Source organism: Pseudomonas yamanorum (assembly GCF_013386765.1).
GTDB classification, from domain to species: domain Bacteria; phylum Pseudomonadota; class Gammaproteobacteria; order Pseudomonadales; family Pseudomonadaceae; genus Aquipseudomonas; species Aquipseudomonas yamanorum_A.
In genome coordinates this window covers 1-18048 of sequence record NZ_JACARE010000053.1, presented here as the reverse complement: position 1 = coordinate 18048, position 18048 = coordinate 1, and the positions used below count along the sequence as shown (strand labels likewise).

Below are 18048 nucleotides of genomic sequence, written 5' to 3'. Positions count from 1 at the left end.
GTCAAGTGCGTCAAAATGGTGAGAGGCCGCTACATTTTGGTGATTTTTATTTTTTATCGTTTAAATTCAACAAGTTAATACAGATATAAGCTTATAAAAAATATTCTTGCTCATTCGAAAAACTCGGGCTAGTTTCTATTCCTGTCACCGCTGACAGGAATTAACTTCCCGGCGGCGCGATGCATTACAACACTTAGAACTGGCACAAGCCGGTCAAGCCTGTGAGGAACTCGACATGTCGCTGTTGATCCGTGGCGCTACCGTTATTACCCATGATGAAAGTTATCGAGCCGATGTTTTATGCGCAGACGGTCTAATCCGCGCCATTGGCACCGACCTGGATATTCCCGCCGGCACCGAGATACTCGATGGCAGCGGCCAATACCTGATGCCCGGCGGCATCGATCCCCATACCCATATGCAACTGCCCTTCATGGGCACCGTGGCCAGTGAAGACTTTTTCAGCGGCACGGCGGCGGGGTTGGCGGGCGGCACCACGTCGATCATCGACTTTGTGATTCCCAACCCGCAGCAATCCCTGCTGGAAGCTTTCCATCAGTGGCGCGGCTGGGCCGAGAAGTCGGCGTCGGACTACGGTTTTCACGTGGCCATTACCTGGTGGAGCGAGCAGGTTCGCGAGGAAATGGCCGAGCTGGTCAGCCACCACGGCATCAACAGCTTCAAGCATTTCATGGCCTACAAGAACGCGATCATGGCCGCCGACGACACCCTGGTGGCGAGCTTCGAGCGCTGCCTGGAACTGGGCGCGGTGCCGACAGTGCATGCCGAAAACGGCGAGCTGGTGTATCACCTGCAACGCAAGCTGATGGCCCAGGGTATTACCGGGCCTGAAGCACATCCGTTATCGCGGCCTTCGCAAGTGGAAGGCGAAGCCGCCAGCCGGGCGATCCGGATTGCCGAGACCATCGGCACGCCGTTGTACCTGGTGCACGTTTCCACCAAGGAAGCGCTGGATGAAATCACCTACGCCCGCAGCAAGGGCCAGCCGGTGTACGGCGAAGTCTTGGCCGGGCATCTGCTGCTGGACGACAGCGTGTATCAACACCCCGACTGGCAGACCGCTGCCGGCTACGTGATGAGCCCGCCCTTCCGCCCGCGCGGGCATCAGGAGGCGCTGTGGCACGGCCTGCAATCGGGCAACCTGCACACCACCGCCACCGACCATTGCTGCTTCTGCGCCGAGCAGAAAGCCGCCGGGCGTGATGACTTCAGCAAGATCCCCAATGGCACTGCCGGTATCGAAGACCGCATGGCGCTGCTGTGGGATGAAGGCGTGAACACCGGGCGCTTGTCGATGCAGGAGTTTGTGGCGCTGACGTCCACCAACACGGCGAAGATCTTCAACCTGTACCCGCGCAAAGGGGCGATTCGCGTGGGTGCCGATGCAGACCTGGTGCTGTGGGACCCGGAAGGCACCCGGACCATTTCCGCGAAGACCCACCATCAGAAAGTCGACTTCAACATCTTCGAAGGCAAGACCGTGCGCGGCGTGCCGAGCCACACCATCAGCCAGGGCAAGCTGGTCTGGGCCGATGGGGATTTGCGCGCCGAGCGTGGTGCGGGGCGGTACATCGAACGGCCGGCGTATCCGGCGGTGTTTGAACAGTTGAGCAAGCGGGCGGAGCGTTCCAGGCCGGTTGCTGTGAAACGCTGACAGCGGCCTTCGGCCTATCGCGGGCAAGCCCGGCTCCCACATTTTTGAGCTGTGAATACTTCCAGATGTGGGAGCTGGCTTGCCTGCGATGAGGCCGGTACAGGCAATAAAAAAACCACTGCCCACCAGAGGCAGCACCTCAAAAACCGTGAGGCCACTACCGTGATCCAGACCCTGAACCATCTTCCACACCCCCATGAAGATGCGGCCGCACTCGCCGCGCATTTCACCGACCTGGCGCCGCCGCTCAATGCCCGGCAAGCCCAACTGGAAGCCTCGCGCTGCCTGTACTGCTACGACGCACCCTGCGTCAACGCATGCCCCAGCGAGATCGACATCCCCTCGTTCATCCGCAATATCCACACGGAGAACGTCCAGGGCGCCGCGCAGAAGATTCTCTCGGCAAACATCCTCGGCGGCAGTTGCGCCCGGGTCTGCCCAACGGAAATCCTTTGCCAGCAAGCCTGCGTGCGCAACAACGCCGAGGAATGCGCCCCGGTGCTGATCGGTTTGCTACAGCGTTACGCGGTGGATAACGCGCACTTCAGCGAACACCCATTCCAGCGCGCCACGCCCACCGGCAAGCGCATCGCCGTGGTCGGCGCCGGGCCGGCGGGGTTGTCCTGCGCCCATCGCAGCGCCCTGCACGGCCACGACGTGGTGATTTTCGAAGCCCGGGAAAAAGCCGGCGGCCTGAATGAATACGGGATCGCCAAGTACAAACTGGTGGATGACTTCGCGCAAAAGGAACTGGATTTCCTGCTGCAGATCGGCGGCATCGAAATCCGCCACGGCCAGCGCCTGGGCGACAACCTGACCTTGAGCGAACTGCATAAGCAATTCGACGCGGTGTTCCTCGGTCTCGGCCTGGCCGCCAGCAAACAGCTCGGCCTGCCGCACGAGGACGCCCCCGGCCTGCTCGCCGCCACCGACTACATCCGCGAACTGCGCCAGGCCGATGACCTCAGCCAACTGCCCCTGGCCGACCGCTGCATCGTCCTTGGCGCCGGCAACACCGCCATCGACATGGCCGTGCAAATGGCCCGCCTCGGGGCCCGCGATGTGAATCTGGTGTACCGCCGTGGCCTGGCTGAAATGGGCGCCACTGGCCACGAACAGGACATCGCCAAAGCCAACCAGGTGCGTCTGCTGACCTGGGCCCAGCCCGAAGAAGTGCTGCTCGACGACCAGGGCCATGTGCGCGGCATGCGCTTCGCCCGCACCCGCAGGGTGGATGGCCGCCTGCAAGCCACCGGTGAGACCTTCGAACTGGCCGCCGACGCCATCTTCAAGGCCATCGGCCAGGGCTTCGATGACGAGGCCCTGCACGACCCGCTGGCCCACCAACTGCAACGCCAGGGCGATCGCATCTTCGTCAACGAACAGCTGCGCACCAGCATTCCCGGTGTGTATGCCGGCGGCGATTGCGTCAGCCTCGGCCAGGACCTCACCGTCCAGGCCGTGCAACACGGCAAGCTGGCCGCTGAAGCCATGCACGCCCAACTCATGCTGAATGTGGAGGCTGCGTAATGGCCGATCTCTCGATTGTGTTCGCCGGTATCAAAGCCCCCAATCCGTTCTGGCTGGCCTCCGCGCCGCCCACCGACAAGGCCTACAACGTGGTCCGCGCCTTTGAAGCCGGCTGGGGTGGCGTGGTTTGGAAAACCCTCGGCGAAGACCCGGCCGCGGTCAACGTCTCGTCACGTTATTCGGCACACTTTGGCGCGAACCGTGAAGTGCTCGGCATCAACAATATCGAGCTGATTACCGACCGGTCCCTGGAGATCAACCTGCGGGAAATCACCCAGGTGAAAAAGGACTGGCCCGATCGCGCGCTGATCGTGTCGCTGATGGTGCCGTGTGTCGAAGAGTCCTGGAAACACATCCTGCCCTTGGTGGAAGCCACCGGTTGCGACGGCATCGAGCTGAATTTCGGCTGCCCCCACGGTATGCCGGAACGCGGCATGGGCGCGGCCGTGGGCCAGGTGCCGGAGTACGTGGAACAGGTGACGCGCTGGTGCAAGACCTATTGCTCGCTGCCGGTGATCGTCAAGCTCACACCAAACATCACCGACATTCGCGTCGCGGCCCGTGCGGCGTATCGCGGCGGTGCGGATGCGGTGTCGCTGATCAACACCATTAACTCCATCACCAGTGTCGACCTGGAGCGCATGGTCGCCCTGCCGATGGTGGGCACCCAAAGCACTCACGGTGGCTACTGCGGCTCGGCGGTGAAACCGATTGCGTTGAACATGGTGGCGGAAATTGCCCGGGATCCGCAGACACAAGGCTTGCCGATCTGCGGGATCGGCGGGATCGGCAACTGGCGCGATGCGGCGGAATTCGTGGCCCTGGGTTGCGGCGCGGTGCAGGTGTGCACGGCGGCGATGCTGCACGGGTTTCGGATTGTCGAAGAGATGAAGGACGGGCTCTCGCGGTGGATGGACAGCCAGGGTTACAGCAGCCTGCAGGAGTTTTCCGGGCGGGCGGTGGGCAATACGACGGATTGGAAGTACCTGGATATCAACTATCAGGTGATCGCCAAGATCGATCAGGAAGCGTGCATTGGCTGTGGGCGCTGCCATATTGCTTGCGAGGATACGTCGCACCAGGCGATTGCCAGCTTGAAGCAGGCGGATGGGACGCATAAGTACGAGGTGATCGATGATGAGTGCGTGGGGTGCAACCTGTGCCAGATCACCTGCCCGGTGGCGGACTGTATCGAGATGGTGCCGGTGGATACCGGGAAGCCGTTTTTGAACTGGACGCAGGATCCACGTAATCCCTACCGGGAAGCGGTGTAACACTCCCAATGACCGTAGCAGCTGTCGAGCTTAAGCGAGGCTGCGTAGGGCGCACCACGGTCCGAGACTGAGTCGCGCCCTACGCAGCCTCGCTTGGGCTCGACAGCTGCTACGGGGGGAGGTTAACGCACGATAGGGTTTTGCCTCGTGTGCTCAAGGCTCCAACCCGATCCCCCGCAAAATCACACTCGTCACCGTCTGCACCGCCCGCTCAAACTGCATGTCCGACAACGGCTGATGGTCATTCAGGATGTTCACCTGATGATCAAAGTCGGCATAGTGCTGGGTCGAGGCCCAGATCATGTACAGCAGGCTCGACGGCTCCACCGGCAAAATCCGCTTGTCCTCCACCCACTGGCGAATCTTCGCCTCTTTCATCTTGGCCCAGTCGTACAGGCTGACGTCCAGCGCCTCACCCAGGGTCGGCGCGCCGTGGATGATTTCATTGGCCCAGACTTTGGAGCCATACGGCCGGCTGCGCGAATGTTGCATCTTGGCGCGGATGTAGCTGCTGAGCACCACCCGCGGGTCGTCGAACATCTCGAAGCACAGGGCGTCCTGCTTCCACACTTCCAGCAGGTCGAACAACACCGCGCTGTACAGCTCGCTCTTGGTGCTGAAGTAGTAATGCAGGTTGGAGCGCGGCAGTTGCACTTCTTCAGCAATGTCGGCCATGGCGGTGCTGCCATAGCCCTTCTCGGCGAAGACTTTTTCAGCCGCCAGCAGAATCTTTTCGACGTTGACCCGACGAATACCGATCTTGTGATTGCCCATACGGGCTCCCTGACAACAACATTGCCTCAAGACTAACATCCGCTCTAGACCGCGGCGACACGCCACTGTGAAACTTCGTACAAGCACCTTCCCCGTGGAAAGCGGATTGGTTAGCATCGCCATCCCCTCGAAGGATCATTCCAATGACTATTCGACAGCGAGACGCGTGCGACGACCCGGTGCTGGGTGCACTGTGGGAACGCTCGGTGCGCGCCACCCATGATTTCCTCAGCGAAGACGATATCCAGCGCCTGCTGCCCCTGGTGCGCGACTGCTACCTGCCGATGCCCGCCCTTGAAGTGTGGGTGTACGAAGACGCCGAAGGGATTGCCGGCTTTGTCGGCACCGGCGGCAATAATGTCGAGATGTTGTTTATCGACCCGAGCCGCCGCGGCCAGGGCATCGGCCGCCAGTTGCTGGACTTCGTGCGCGCCCGCCACGACACCCTGCGCGTCGATGTAAACGAACAGAATCCACAGGCCGTGGGTTTCTACCTGCACTATGGTTTTATCCAGACCGGCCGCTCGCCCGTCGATGGCGAAGGCAAACCCTTCCCCTTGTTGCACATGGCTCTACCGAACGACTGACTCTCACCTGAAGGTATTGAACAATGTTGATCAAGAAGACCGTTACCACTGTCGCCCTGCTGGCCTCCCTGCTGGGCGCCTCGGCCGCGTTTGCCCACGCCCATCTGAAAAGCTCGGAGCCTGCCGCCGACAGCAGCGTCGCAGCTCCCAAAGACCTGCGCCTGACGTTCAGCGAAGGCGTTGAAGCGACCTTCACCAAGGTGTCCCTGAGCAAGGACGGCACCGAAGTGGCGATCAAGGGCCTCGAGACCCCGGACGCCGACAAGAAAGTCCTGGTGGTGACACCCGCCGCACCACTGGCCGCCGGCAACTACAAGGTCGTGTGGAACGCGGTCTCGGTTGATACCCATAAGAGCAACGGTGAATACAGCTTCAAGGTCGGCCAATAATCCATGGCCACCCTGCTGGTGCTGTGCCGCTTCCTGCATTTCATCGTGGTGCTGTTGATGTTCGGGGCCTGTGTGTTCAGGCCCTGGCTGCTGGGCGCGGGGCCGCAACCGGTGCTCGACCGTCAACTGTCGCGCATCACCCAAGGGTTGGCGTGGCTGGCACTGGTGTCGGGGGTGGCGTGGTTGCTGTTGATCAGCGCGAGCATGGCCGGGGTTGGGCTGGGCGCGCTGGAGTGGTCGACGGTGCAGTTGGTGCTGGGTAAAACCTTCTTCGGCCAGGTCTGGACCTGGCACCTGGTGTTGAATGTGCTGCTGGTGCTCGGCCTGCTGACCCCGTGGAAAGCCGTGCGCCTGCCGCTTTGCGCACTGCTGCTGGCGACGCTGGCACCGGTGGGCCATGGCGCCATGCTCAATGGCCTGGCCGGGCAATTGCTGATCCTCAACCAGGTGGTGCACCTGCTGTGTGTCGGTGCCTGGCTCGGCGGCTTGCTCATGCTGGTGTTGATCCTCCGGCAATCGCCCCGCCCGCCATTGGAACCGATCCTGCAGCGCTTCAGCGGCGTCGGTTATGCCCTGGTCACGGGTTTGCTGGTGACCGGCCTGATCAACGTGCGGGTACTCACCGGGCAGTTCTGGCCAACGCCCTTGTTCAGCGGGTTCGCCCTGATCCTGCTGATCAAGGTGCTGCTGGTGTTCGGCATGCTCGCACTGGCGCTGTTGAACCGCCTGCGGATCCATAACTGCGAGCAGCGACTGCCGGCGTTGAAGGCCAGTGTGAGGCTAGAACTGTTACTAGGTGTTTCAGCGGTAGCTGCCGTTTCGTTGCTTGGCACCTTGCCGCCCATGGTTCTGAACGGCTGAAAAAAATAGCGCGGGCACGCTCAACGTAGGAGCTGGCTTGCCTGCGATACTGGCAACTCGGTCTCTCAGGTACACCGAGGTGATGCCATCGCAGGCAAGCCAGCTCCTACATTTGATCGGTGGCGCCACCTAAGTCATCGCACAACCTCTCCTTGACAACCCCCTTAAACCCCGCAAATATCGCCCCCAATGTTGTACGACAACGTATGACAGAAAAATAAAAACAACAAAAAAGACAAGGGAGCGTCACTGTGAGTCAACTCGTCCGCACTTTCTCCTGCACCACCCGCTTCGCCGCCATCGGCTTGAGCGGCCTGGCCTTCACCCTCCCCGTCACCGCCTCGGCGGAAGGCTTTATCGACGACACCAAAGCCACGCTGAACCTGCGCAACGCTTACTTCAACCGCAACTTCACCAACTCCGCCCATCCCCAGGCCAAGGCCGAAGAGTGGACGCAAAGTTTTATCCTCGATGCCAAGTCCGGCTTCACCCAAGGCACTATCGGTTTCGGCCTGGACGTGCTGGGCCTGTACTCACAGAAACTCGACGGCGGCAAAGGCACCGCCGGTACCCAGTTGTTGCCGACCGGCAGCGATGGCCGCCCCGTGGACAATTTCGGCCGCCTGGGCGTGGCGTTGAAAACCCGACTGTCGAAGACCGAATTGAAAGTCGGCGAATGGATGCCGGTGCTGCCAATCCTGCGTTCGGATGACGGCCGCTCACTGCCGCAAACCTTCCGTGGCGGCCAGGTCACTTCCAGCGAGATTGCCGGCCTGACCCTGTACGGCGGCCAGTTCCGCGGCAACAGCCCGCGCAACGACGCGAGCATGGATGACATGTTCCTCAACGGCAGAGCCGCGTTCACCTCCGACCGCTTCAACTTCGGCGGCGGCGAATACACCTTCAACGACAAACGCACCCAGGTGGGCGTGTGGTACGCCGAACTCAGCGACATCTACCAACAGCAGTATTTCAACCTGACCCACAGCCAGCCGGTGGGCGACTGGACCCTGGGCGCCAACCTCGGGTTCTTCACCGGCAAGGAAGACGGCAAGGCCCTGGCCGGCGATCTCGACAACAAGACCGCGTTCGCCCTGCTGTCGGCCAAATACAAAGGCAACAGCTTCTATATCGGCCTGCAGAAACTCACCGGCGACAGCGCCTGGATGCGGGTCAACGGCACCAGCGGCGGCACCCTGGCCAACGACAGCTACAACGCCAGCTACGACAACGCCAAGGAAAAATCCTGGCAGGTACGGCACGACTTCAACTTCGTGGTGCTGGGCATTCCCGGGCTGACCATGATGAACCGCTACATCAGCGGCGATAACGTGCACACCGGGGCGATCACCAACGGCAAGGAATGGGGCCGCGAGTCGGAACTGGCCTACACGGTGCAGAGCGGCGCGCTGAAGGACCTGAATATGCGGTGGCGCAATGCGACGATGCGTCGGGATTTCAGCACCAACGAGTTTGATGAGAACCGGATATTCATCAGTTACCCGCTTTCGTTGTTGTAACGGTTTACAAACAACAGGAAAGGCTTTTGTGGTGAGGGAGCTTGATGTGGGTGAGGGAGCTTGATGTGGGTGGGGGAGCTTGTTGTGGCGAGGGAGCTTGCTCCCGCTGGAGTGCGAAGCGCTCCCGAGATTTTGGGGCCGCTACGCAGCCCAGCGGGAGCAAGCTCCCTCGCCACAACAAGCTCCCCCACCACAGCAAACTGCCCCACCACAAAAGCTCTCTTACCACATCAAGCTCCCTCACCACAGGAAAGCGATGAACCTCAACCAACTTCGACCAATAGCGCGTTGACAAGTACAGGAAACCCTAACGATACTTCGGACTAGTCATACGACAACCTACAACAATAACGGGACCACCATGACCACCACAAACGCTCCTACCCCGTTCAACCGCCTGCTGCTCACTGGCGCCGCCGGTGGCCTGGGCAAAGTCCTGCGCGAACGCCTGCGCCCTTACGCCAAGGTGCTGCGCCTGTCGGACATTGCCAACATGGCCCCGGCCAAGGATGAGGCCGAAGAAGTATTGCCCTGCGATCTTTCCGACAAACAAGCGGTGCACCACCTGGTGGAAGGCGTCGACGCAATCCTGCATTTCGGCGGCGTGTCGGTGGAGCGTTCCTTCGAGGAAGTGCTGGGGGCGAATATCTGCGGGATCTTCCACATCTATGAGGCTGCCCGCCGTCATGGGGTCAAGCGGGTGATCTTCGCCAGTTCCAACCACGTCATCGGCTTCTACAAACAGGACGAAGCCCTCGACGCCCACTCCCCGCGCCGCCCGGACAGCTACTACGGCCTGTCCAAATCCTATGGCGAGGACATGGCCAGTTTCTACTTCGACCGCTACGGCATCGAGACCGTCAGCATCCGCATTGGCTCTTCGTTCCCGGAACCGCAGAACCGCCGGATGATGCACACCTGGCTGAGCTTCGATGACCTGACCCAACTGCTCGAACGCGCGCTGTACACCCCAAACGTCGGCCACACCGTGGTCTACGGCATGTCGGATAACCTCGATGTGTGGTGGGACAACCGCTTCGCCGCGCACCTGGGCTTCACGCCGCGGGACACCTCCGAAGTGTTCCGCAAACAGGTGGAAGCCCAACCGATGCCCGCTGCCGACGACCCGGCGCGGGTGTACCAGGGCGGCGCGTTTTGTGCCGCCGGCCCGTTCGGTGACTGACCACAGACCAACCCAAGGGAATGAGTGGCCATGCAAGCAGAACTGATTGTCGACGCCCGCAATGCCGTGGGTGAATGCCCGGTATGGGTGCCCGAGGAAAACGCCCTGTACTGGGTGGATATTCCCAACGCCGAGCTGCAGCGCTGGAGCGCTGCCAGCGGCCAGGTGCAGGCCTGGAAAACCCCGCAGATGCTGGCCTGCATTGCGCGTACCCGCGCCGGCAGTTGGGTCGCGGGCATGGAAACCGGTTTTTTCCAGCTCACGCCCCATAACGACGGCAGGCTCGACACCAGGCTTTTGGCCAGCGTCGAGCACGCCCTCCCGGACATGCGCCTGAACGACGGTCGCTGTGATCGCCAGGGCCGGTTCTGGGCCGGCAGCATGGTGCTGAACATGGGCGCCAATGCTGCCGAGGGCGCGCTGTATCGCTATGAAACCGGGCAACCCGTGCACACCGCACTCAACGGTTTCATCACGCCCAACGGCCTGGCCTTCAGCCCCGACGGGCGCACGATGTACCTTTCGGATTCACACCCGCTGATCCAGCAGGTCTGGGCCTTCGACTACGACATCGACAGCGGCACGCCGTCCAATCGCCGGCTGTTTGTGGACATGCACCAGTTCCTCGGCCGCCCCGACGGTGCCGCCGTGGATGCCGAAGGCTGCTACTGGATCTGCGCCAACGATGCCGGGCTGGTCCACCGTTTTACCCCCGATGGCCGCCTCGACCGCTCACTGGCCGTGCCGGTGAAAAAGCCCACCATGTGCGCCTTCGGTGGCAGCCGCCTGGACACTTTGTTCGTCACCTCGATCCGTGACGATCACAGTGTCCAGTCGCTGGCCGGTGGCGTGTTTGCCCTCAACCCCGGGGTTACCGGATTGCCGGAGCCCACCTTCATCCTCTAGCTGCATCGCTGTGCCTTGAATAAAACAATAACAAGACTGGAGAGACACCCCATGGACTTCAAACGCACCTTGCTCCTTGCTGCACTCCCCTTCACCTTCGTGTTCGCCGGCGCCGCCCACGCGCTGGAAATCAAATTCGCCGACATCCACCCCGCCGGCTACCCCACCGTTGTCGCCGAAGAGCAACTGGGCAAAACCCTGGTCGCCGAAAGCAAGGGCGGCCTGACCTTCAAGATGTTCCCCGGCGGCGTGCTGGGCTCGGAAAAGGAAGTGGTCGAGCAGGCCCAGGTCGGCGCGATCCAGATGGCCCGGGTCAGCCTCGGCATCGTCGGGCCGGTGGTGCCGGACGTGAACGTGTTCAACATGCCGTTCGTGTTCCGTGACCAGGTGCACATGCGCAAGGTCATCGACGGCGAGATCGGCGATGAAATCCTCGCCAAGATCACCGACTCGGAATTCAACCTGGTGGCCCTCGCCTGGATGGACGGCGGCACGCGCAACATCTACACCAAGAAACCGGTGCGCAAGATCGAAGACCTCAAAGGCATGAAGATCCGCGTGCAGGGCAACCCGATCTTCATCGAAACCATCAACGCCATGGGCGGCAACGGCATTGCCATGGACACCGGCGAGATCTTCAGCGCCCTGCAGACCGGCGTGATCGACGGCGCGGAAAACAACCCGCCCACCCTGCTGGAACACAACCACTACCAGAACGCCAAGTTCTACAGCCTCACCGGCCACCTGATCCTGCCCGAGCCCATCGTGATGTCGAAAATCACTTGGAACAAGCTCACCCCGGAGCAACAGGTGCTGGTGAAAAACACCGCCAAGGCCGCGCAGATCCAGGAGCGTGAACTGTGGGACGCCAAGTCCGCCAGCAGTGAAGCCAAGCTCAAGGCCGCCGGCGTGGAGTTCATCGACATCGACAAAAAACCGTTCTATGAGGCCACCGCCTCGATCCGCGACAAGTACGGCGCACCTTACGCCGACCTGATCAAGCGCATCGAAGCCGTCGAGTAATCCGCCCTCCCCTTATAGACAAGGCCCGGCGCGGTCAGTACCGACGCGCCCGGTCACGGTGAACGCCATGAAGAATTTACTGCTGCGCATCAACGACCGCATCTACATGAGCTGCATCTGGGTCGCCGGCCTCGCCGTCCTCGGTGTCGCCCTGATCATCCCCTGGGGCATCTTCGCCCGCTATGTCCTCGGCACCGGCTCCAGCTGGCCCGAGCCCACTGCCATCCTGCTGATGCTGGTGTTCACCTTTGTCGGCGCCGCCGCCAGTTACCGCGCCGGGGCGCACATGTCGGTGGCCATGGTCACCGACCGCCTGCCGCCGGACCAACGCAAAGTCGTGGGTATCGTCTCGCAATTGTTGATGGGCACCATCTGCCTGTTCATGGCGATCTGGGGCACCAAGCTGTGCCTGTCCACCTGGAACCAGTTCATGAGCGCCATGCCGACCTTGCGGGTGGGCATCACCTATATGCCAATCCCGGTTGGCGGCTTGCTGACGCTGATTTTTGTGCTGGAAAAACTCCTGCTCGGTGACCAGAGCAACCGGCGGGTCGTGCGCTTCGACCTGGTTGAAGAAAGTGAAGGGGCTGCCTGAATGGACGCATTGATTCTGTTGGGCAGCTTTATCGCCTTGATCCTGATCGGCATGCCGGTGGCCTACGCCCTGGGGCTTTCTGCGCTGATCGGCGCATGGTGGATCGACATTCCGTTCCAGGCCCTGATGATTCAGGTGGCCGGCGGGGTGAACAAGTTTTCGCTGATGGCGATCCCGTTCTTCGTGCTGGCCGGGGCGATCATGGCCGAGGGCGGCATGTCCCGCCGGCTGGTGGCGTTTGCCGGGGTGCTGGTGGGGTTTGTGCGCGGTGGTTTGTCCCTGGTGAACATCATGGCCTCGACGTTTTTCGGGGCGATCTCCGGCTCGTCGGTGGCCGATACCGCCTCCGTGGGTTCGGTGCTGATTCCGGAAATGGAACGCCAGGGGTATCCCCGTGAATTCGCCACCGCCGTCACCGTGAGCGGCTCGGTGCAAGCCTTGCTGACGCCACCCAGCCACAACTCGGTGCTCTACTCCCTGGCGGCCGGCGGCACGGTGTCCATCGCCTCGCTGTTCATGGCCGGCGTGGTTCCGGGCCTGCTGATGAGCGCCTGCCTGATGGTGCTGTGCCTGATCTTCGCGAAAAAGCGCAACTACCCCAAGGGCGAAGTGATTCCCCTGAAACAGGCACTGAAAATCTGCGCCGACGCCCTGTGGGGCTTGATGGCGATGGTGATCATCCTCGGCGGGATTCTGTCGGGCATCTTCACCGCCACCGAGTCGGCGGCGATTGCGGTGCTGTGGGCCTTCTTCGTGACCATGTTCATCTACCGTGACTACAAGTGGAGCGAACTGCCCAAACTGATGCACCGCACGGTGCGCACGATTTCCATCGTGATGATCCTGATCGCGTTCGCCGCCAGCTTCGGCTACATCATGACCCTGATGCAGATCCCGGCGAAGATCACCACGATGTTCCTGACCCTGTCAGACAACCGCTACGTGATCCTGATGTGCATCAACGCCATGCTGTTGTTGCTGGGCACGGTGATGGACATGGCGCCGCTGATTCTGATCCTCACGCCGATTTTGCTGCCGGTGGTCCTGGGCATTGGCGTCGACCCGGTGCACTTCGGCATGATCATGCTGGTGAACCTCGGCATCGGCCTGATCACCCCGCCGGTGGGCGCGGTGCTGTTTGTAGGGGCGGCGGTGGGCAAGGTCAGCATCGAGAAAACCGTGAAGGCGCTGCTGCCGTTTTATGGCGTGCTGTTTTTGGTGCTGATGGCCGTGACCTACATTCCGGCGTTATCGTTGTGGTTGCCTGGGTTGGTGCTGTAACCCCCACACTGCGTGTGGCGAGGGAGCGGTTGTGATGAGGGAGCTGCTGTGGCAAGGGAGCTTGTTGTGGCAAGGGAGCTTGTTGTGGCAAGGGAGCTTGTTGTGGCAAGGGAGCTTGCTCCCGCTGGGCTGCGCAGCGGCCCCAAAATCTTGGGAGCGCTGCGCACTCCAGCGGGAGCAAGCTCCCTCGCCACAGCAAGCTCCCCTCACCGCAACAAGCCCCCCTCACCACAGAAGCATTCATCATCCAATAGGTCTGCTGACACTCATGATGCTTGAACTCGAAGATAACCTCACCCGCCTGACGCTCTCACCGGAGTTGGGTGGGAGTATCGTCAACTGGACAGTACGCAGCAGCGGCCAACCCTTGCTGCGCCACACTGATGAACCAGCCTTGGCCAGCGGCCTGCCGGGCAAGCTGGGGTGTTTCCCGCTGGCGCCCTGGTCGAACCGGATTGCCGAGGGTGGCTTCAATAATCCCTCCGGATGGCTGGCCCTTGAAGCCAACAGCCCGCTCGACCCACTGCCAATTCATGGCAGCGCCTGGCAACAGGCATGGCAGGTCATCAGCCAGTCGGCAGACGAGGTGCTGCTGCAACTGGACAGCACCACACCGTTTGCCTATCGCGCCGAGCAGCGTTTTCAGTTGAAGGACGGCAGGTTGAGCATCAGCCTGCGGGTCACCCATCTGGCGGAGCAGGCGGCGTGGCATGGGCTGGGGTTGCATCCGTATCTACCACGCAGGCCGGGCACGCGGTTGCAGGCCAAGGCTTCGCAGGTGTGGATGAGTGATGCAACGAAACTGCCGACGGGCCTGGCTGCCGTGCCCGCCGAGTGGGATTTTCAGCAGCTGAAATCGCTACCCGAGGCGCTGGTGGACAATGGTTTTTGCCAATGGGACGGGCGTTGCCTGATCCAGCAGCCGCAGCTGGGTTACACCCTGGAATGCCAGGCCACCGGCAGCGACTACTTCCTGCTGTACTGCCCGCCGGGGTTGGACTTTTTCTGCTTCGAACCGGTGAGTCATCCGGTGAATGCCCATCACCTGCCGGGCAGGCCGGGGTTGAAGTTGTTGGAGCAAGGCCAGTCGGCAGAGCTGGGTTTCAGCCTGCAATACAACCCTCTCTAACCACACAAAACCCATGTGGGAGCTGGCTTGCCTGCGATGCAGGCAACTCGGTCTTTCAGGCACACCGAGGTGATGCTATCGCAGGCAAGCCAGCTCCTACATTGATTGCATTCCACAATGGAGACTTGCGGTGTGTCAGGGCGGGGTGTTTTTCAGGCGCCCCGCCGTGTCGATACTCACCACCACCGACAACCCCGGCCGCAGCCGCTCACTCTGTTCCTGGCCCGGGTCCACGGTGATCCGCACCGGCACCCGCTGGGCGATCTTCACGAAGTTGCCGGTCGCGTTATCCGCCTGCAACAAGCTGAACTCGGAACCGGTCGCTGGCGAAACACGCTGCACCGTGCCATGAAACTTGCGGTGGTCCAGGGCATCCACGGTGAAGGTCACCGGCTGGCCTACCTGCACGTTGTCCATCTGGGTTTCTTTCATGTTGGCGATCACCCACAGCTGGTTCGGCACCAGCGCCATCAACTGCGCACCGCTGTTGACGTAGGCCCCGAGGCGCACGCCAATCTGCCCCAGTTGCCCGTCACGCGGGGCGATGATCCGGGTGTTCGACAGGTCGATACGCGCCAGTTCCACCGCCGCATCGGCACTGGCCACCGCCGCTTCCAGCGAACCACGATTGACGATCACCGTCTGCAAATCCTGCCGGGCGATTTCCAGGTTGGCCTGGGCCTGGGCCACGGCGGCAATGGTCTGCGCGTTGGCGGCGCGGGTCACGTCCAGCTCGCGCCTGGACACCGAACCGTCGCTGATCAACTCTTCGTTGCGGCGCAAATCTGCGGTGCTCTTGCGGGCCTGGGCCTGGCTGTCCATCAAGGCGGCCTGGCGCAGCTTGATGGTCGCCTCGGCACTGTTGCGTTGCTGCACCACATTGGCCAGCGACGCCTGCTGCACCGCCAGTTGCGCCAGGGCCTGGTCGAGGCGCTGCTTGTAGATGCGGTCATCGAGGCGCACCAGTAAATCCCCGGCCTTGACGTACTGGAAGTCCGTCACCGGCACTTCATACACGTAGCCGCTGAGCTGCGGCCCGATGATCGTCACCTGGCCACGCACCAGGGCGTTCTCGGTGGTTTCCACAGCGCTGCTGAAAGGCGGCAACTGCCAGGCGTAGAGCACAATCAGCACGCCGACAATCGCAATCGCGGCAAAGCCCATGGAAGAGATGATGCGCACCCGCAACGAGCGGGGTTCGGTGGCCGGCATGCTCGGTGGCGCGGTGCCTTCCGGCGTGGAAGCGATGGCGTTGGTGGTAGTCGTCGTCGGTTCGGTCATGAAGAAAGTGCGCCGCTGGGTTGAACGGAAGGCGCTGCGCTGGCGGCAGCTTTAGTGGTACTCATCAGCCAGAGGCTGCGGATAAAAATCCAGATCATGGTGAGGATGGCGATGATCGCGATCAGCATGAACACATCGTTATAGGCCATCACATTCGCCTCACGGGTGGCCGCCGTGGCCAGGCTGCGAATGCCCACCAGGTTACGCAACTCGGGGTCGGCAATCACCCCGCCATAGGCCGAGCCGCCGCTGGCCACCCGCGCCGCCACGCGCGGGTCGAGCAAGGTCAGGTGTTCGACGATCATGCTGGAATGGAATTTCTCCCGCACGATCTGGAACGTGCCCAGCAATGCCGCGCCGATCAGGCCGCCGAGGTTCTGGCAGATCCCGAACAGCACCGAGAAGCTCACCAGGTTCCTGGGGTTGGTCAGCACGTTTTTCGTGCCCAACACCATGGTCGGCCCGAGGAAAAACGTGCCGCCAAAGCCTAGCAGGAACTGGCTGATGTACATGTTTTGCGGGCGCGTGAGGTTGCTGGAGAAACTGTCCATCACCGAGCCTGTGGCCATGAAGGCCAGGGAGATGATCAGCGGCATCAGCAAGTGCGAGGGGTTGATGGTCAGCGCGCTGACGGCCAGGCCGGCAATCGCCCCCGCCAGCATCACCCAATACAGCGTGCGCATCTGCTCGTTGCTCATGTTCAGCATCTGCATGAAGCCCACGGCGCCGGTGGACTGCTCCGAGAGCACCATGCGAATCAGGATCACCGCCAGCGCCAGGCGGATCATCGCCCCGCTGCCCAGCCAGCGGGTCATCAGCAACGGGTTGGCGCGGTTATGCTCGATGGCCAGGCCGGCCATGATCAGCACCAGCGAGCAGGCCGAGGCGATACCGATCCACGGCGCCTCCAGCCACCAGTCGATTCGGCCCAGGGACAGCACGGCGCAGAGCAAGGCGACGCCGGTGGCGAGGATCGCGAAGGTGAGGAAGTCGAGTTTTTCGAAGGTCTTGAAGCGGTCGCCCGGAGGCAGCTTGAGCAGGAACACACAGCCCAGGCAGGTCAGGGCCATGCCCAGTTCGAACAGATACAGGCCGCGCCATTCGGCGATTTGCAGCAGGTCTTCGGAGAACAGTCGGGCCAGGGGCAAAGCCAGTTGCGCGGTGCCCAGGCCGAGTACCAACGCCTTCATCCGCCATTTTGCGGGGAAGGCCTGGATCATGTAGTACAGGCCCAGGGAACTGAGGGCGGCGCCGACCATGCCGTGGGCGGCCCGTACGGCGATGGCGGAGCTGAGGTCGTTGACGAACAGATGGCCGAAGGTGACCAGGGCGTAGAGCACAAGGAACACTTCGGTGAAGGCCCGCAGGCCGAATTGCTGGCGGAACTTCACCAGCAGCAGGTTCATCGAGACGTTGGTCATCACGTAGGCGGCGGGGAGCCAGGCCATTTCTGCGGTGGTGGCGCCCAAGGCGCCTTGCAGGTACACCAGGTTGGCGATCACCAGCGAGTTGCCGAGGCCCCCGGTGATTGCCACCAGCACGCCGACCAGGGCGTAGGCCCAGCGCTTGCGGGTGGAATGCAGCGGCGTCGACGGCGAGCCCGGCAGGCTCGGGCGTTCGTGGGGCTGCCAGGTGTGGGGGGTGTATTTGTCCATTCGGTGACCTTGATGAACCGACGTGCAAGGTCGGTGAAACCATTACTCATAGAGTAGTTAACCTGAGTCCGGTTCATCTTGCCATCTTGGGATGGGGGATTGGTTGGTGTGTATATCCGTTGCTGCGGTCAGGGCCGCTATGGGTTCCGCCCTTACGGCGGCTCACTTTTGAACAGCGCAAAAGTAAGCAAAACGCTCTTGCCCCACCACTCGGCACCTCGCTCAGGCTCGGTGTGCCCTCTCTCCGGTAGCACGAAGCGGGCCGCCGCGACGGGGCGTCCCTGCCCCGTCGCGGCTAAACCGGCGTCCTGCCGGTTTACCCGCTCCGTACTACCTGCGTTCGGCCAGCGTGGTTTAACGGGGCGCCTAAGATCAAGATCAAAAG

The 18048-nt window shown here is 61.9% G+C and carries 16 protein-coding genes and 1 pseudogene; 13 read left to right on the top strand and 4 right to left on the bottom strand.

Going from position 1 to position 18048, the window contains the following annotated elements; genetic code table 11:
* Window positions 1–235: 235 nt before the first annotated feature.
* The 3 genes from hydA (at window position 236) to preA (ending at window position 4479) form a co-directional block, all read left to right on the top strand.
* On the top strand, window positions 236–1675 hold the full coding sequence (gene hydA / locus HX875_RS29760) for a dihydropyrimidinase (protein WP_177048265.1): 1440 nt from the start codon (window positions 236–238) through the stop codon (window positions 1673–1675).
* Window positions 1676–1837: 162 nt separating this feature from the next.
* Window positions 1838–3205: an NAD(P)-dependent oxidoreductase gene (locus HX875_RS29755; protein WP_177048262.1), complete on the top strand. Its 1368-nt coding sequence runs from the start codon at window positions 1838–1840 to the stop codon at window positions 3203–3205.
* The gene (gene preA, locus HX875_RS29750; RefSeq protein WP_010166807.1) at window positions 3205–4479 is read left to right on the top strand and encodes an NAD-dependent dihydropyrimidine dehydrogenase subunit PreA; all 1275 of its coding nucleotides are present in this window, start codon (window positions 3205–3207) and stop codon (window positions 4477–4479) included. Before HX875_RS29755 ends, preA begins: the two co-directional genes overlap by 1 nt.
* Window positions 4480–4632: 153 nt before the next feature.
* Here the strand turns inward: preA and HX875_RS29745 are convergent, their stop codons facing one another.
* Entirely contained in the window at window positions 4633–5253 is a 621-nt protein-coding gene (locus tag HX875_RS29745; RefSeq protein ID WP_177048260.1) for a TetR/AcrR family transcriptional regulator, read from the bottom strand.
* A gap of 143 nt (window positions 5254–5396) precedes the next feature.
* On the opposite strand from HX875_RS29745, the gene HX875_RS29740 reads away from it, so the two are divergent.
* From HX875_RS29740 to HX875_RS29695, 10 genes are all read left to right on the top strand, one after another.
* Window positions 5397–5840 (top strand): GNAT family N-acetyltransferase, encoded by a 444-nt coding sequence (locus tag HX875_RS29740; protein WP_177048258.1) that lies wholly within the window; start codon window positions 5397–5399, stop codon window positions 5838–5840.
* A 23-nt stretch (window positions 5841–5863) separates the two neighbouring features.
* A complete protein-coding gene (gene copC, locus HX875_RS29735; RefSeq protein WP_177048256.1) occupies window positions 5864–6229 on the top strand; it encodes a copper homeostasis periplasmic binding protein CopC in 366 nt (121 codons plus the stop codon).
* A 3-nt stretch (window positions 6230–6232) separates the two neighbouring features.
* Window positions 6233–7090, top strand: a complete 858-nt coding sequence (copD, locus tag HX875_RS29730; RefSeq protein ID WP_177048255.1) for a copper homeostasis membrane protein CopD — start codon at window positions 6233–6235, stop codon at window positions 7088–7090.
* A 251-nt stretch (window positions 7091–7341) separates the two neighbouring features.
* Entirely contained in the window at window positions 7342–8610 is a 1269-nt protein-coding gene (locus tag HX875_RS29725; RefSeq protein ID WP_177048253.1) for an OprD family porin, read from the top strand.
* Between the two features lie 361 nt (window positions 8611–8971).
* Window positions 8972–9793: an NAD-dependent epimerase/dehydratase family protein gene (locus HX875_RS29720; protein ID WP_177048251.1), complete on the top strand. Its 822-nt coding sequence runs from the start codon at window positions 8972–8974 to the stop codon at window positions 9791–9793.
* A gap of 30 nt (window positions 9794–9823) precedes the next feature.
* Window positions 9824–10699, top strand: a complete 876-nt coding sequence (locus HX875_RS29715) for an SMP-30/gluconolactonase/LRE family protein (RefSeq protein WP_177048249.1) — start codon at window positions 9824–9826, stop codon at window positions 10697–10699.
* A gap of 51 nt (window positions 10700–10750) precedes the next feature.
* Window positions 10751–11722 carry a TRAP transporter substrate-binding protein gene (locus tag HX875_RS29710; protein WP_177048247.1) on the top strand — a complete coding sequence of 324 codons (972 nt, stop codon included), beginning with the start codon at window positions 10751–10753 and terminating at the stop codon, window positions 11720–11722.
* A 67-nt stretch (window positions 11723–11789) separates the two neighbouring features.
* Window positions 11790–12317: a TRAP transporter small permease gene (locus HX875_RS29705; RefSeq protein ID WP_177048245.1), complete on the top strand. Its 528-nt coding sequence runs from the start codon at window positions 11790–11792 to the stop codon at window positions 12315–12317.
* Complete coding sequence (locus tag HX875_RS29700) at window positions 12318–13598, top strand: TRAP transporter large permease (RefSeq protein ID WP_010166793.1); 1281 nt, start codon at window positions 12318–12320, stop codon at window positions 13596–13598. It abuts the gene before it with no gap.
* Between the two features lie 268 nt (window positions 13599–13866).
* Window positions 13867–14727 carry an aldose 1-epimerase gene (locus HX875_RS29695; RefSeq protein ID WP_177048243.1) on the top strand — a complete coding sequence of 287 codons (861 nt, stop codon included), beginning with the start codon at window positions 13867–13869 and terminating at the stop codon, window positions 14725–14727.
* A gap of 135 nt (window positions 14728–14862) precedes the next feature.
* On the opposite strand, the gene HX875_RS29690 is transcribed toward HX875_RS29695, so the two are convergent.
* From HX875_RS29690 to HX875_RS32650, 3 genes and pseudogenes are all read right to left on the bottom strand, one after another.
* Window positions 14863–16008, bottom strand: coding sequence for an HlyD family secretion protein (locus HX875_RS29690; RefSeq protein ID WP_177048241.1), 1146 nt, complete (start codon window positions 16006–16008; stop codon window positions 14863–14865).
* On the bottom strand, window positions 16005–17663 hold the full coding sequence (locus HX875_RS29685) for an MFS transporter (protein ID WP_177048239.1): 1659 nt from the start codon (window positions 17661–17663) through the stop codon (window positions 16005–16007). The genes HX875_RS29690 and HX875_RS29685 overlap by 4 nt, the downstream gene beginning before the upstream one ends.
* Before the next feature lie 152 nt (window positions 17664–17815).
* Window positions 17816–18048, bottom strand: a pseudogene (locus HX875_RS32650) (hypothetical protein); the annotation flags it as partial.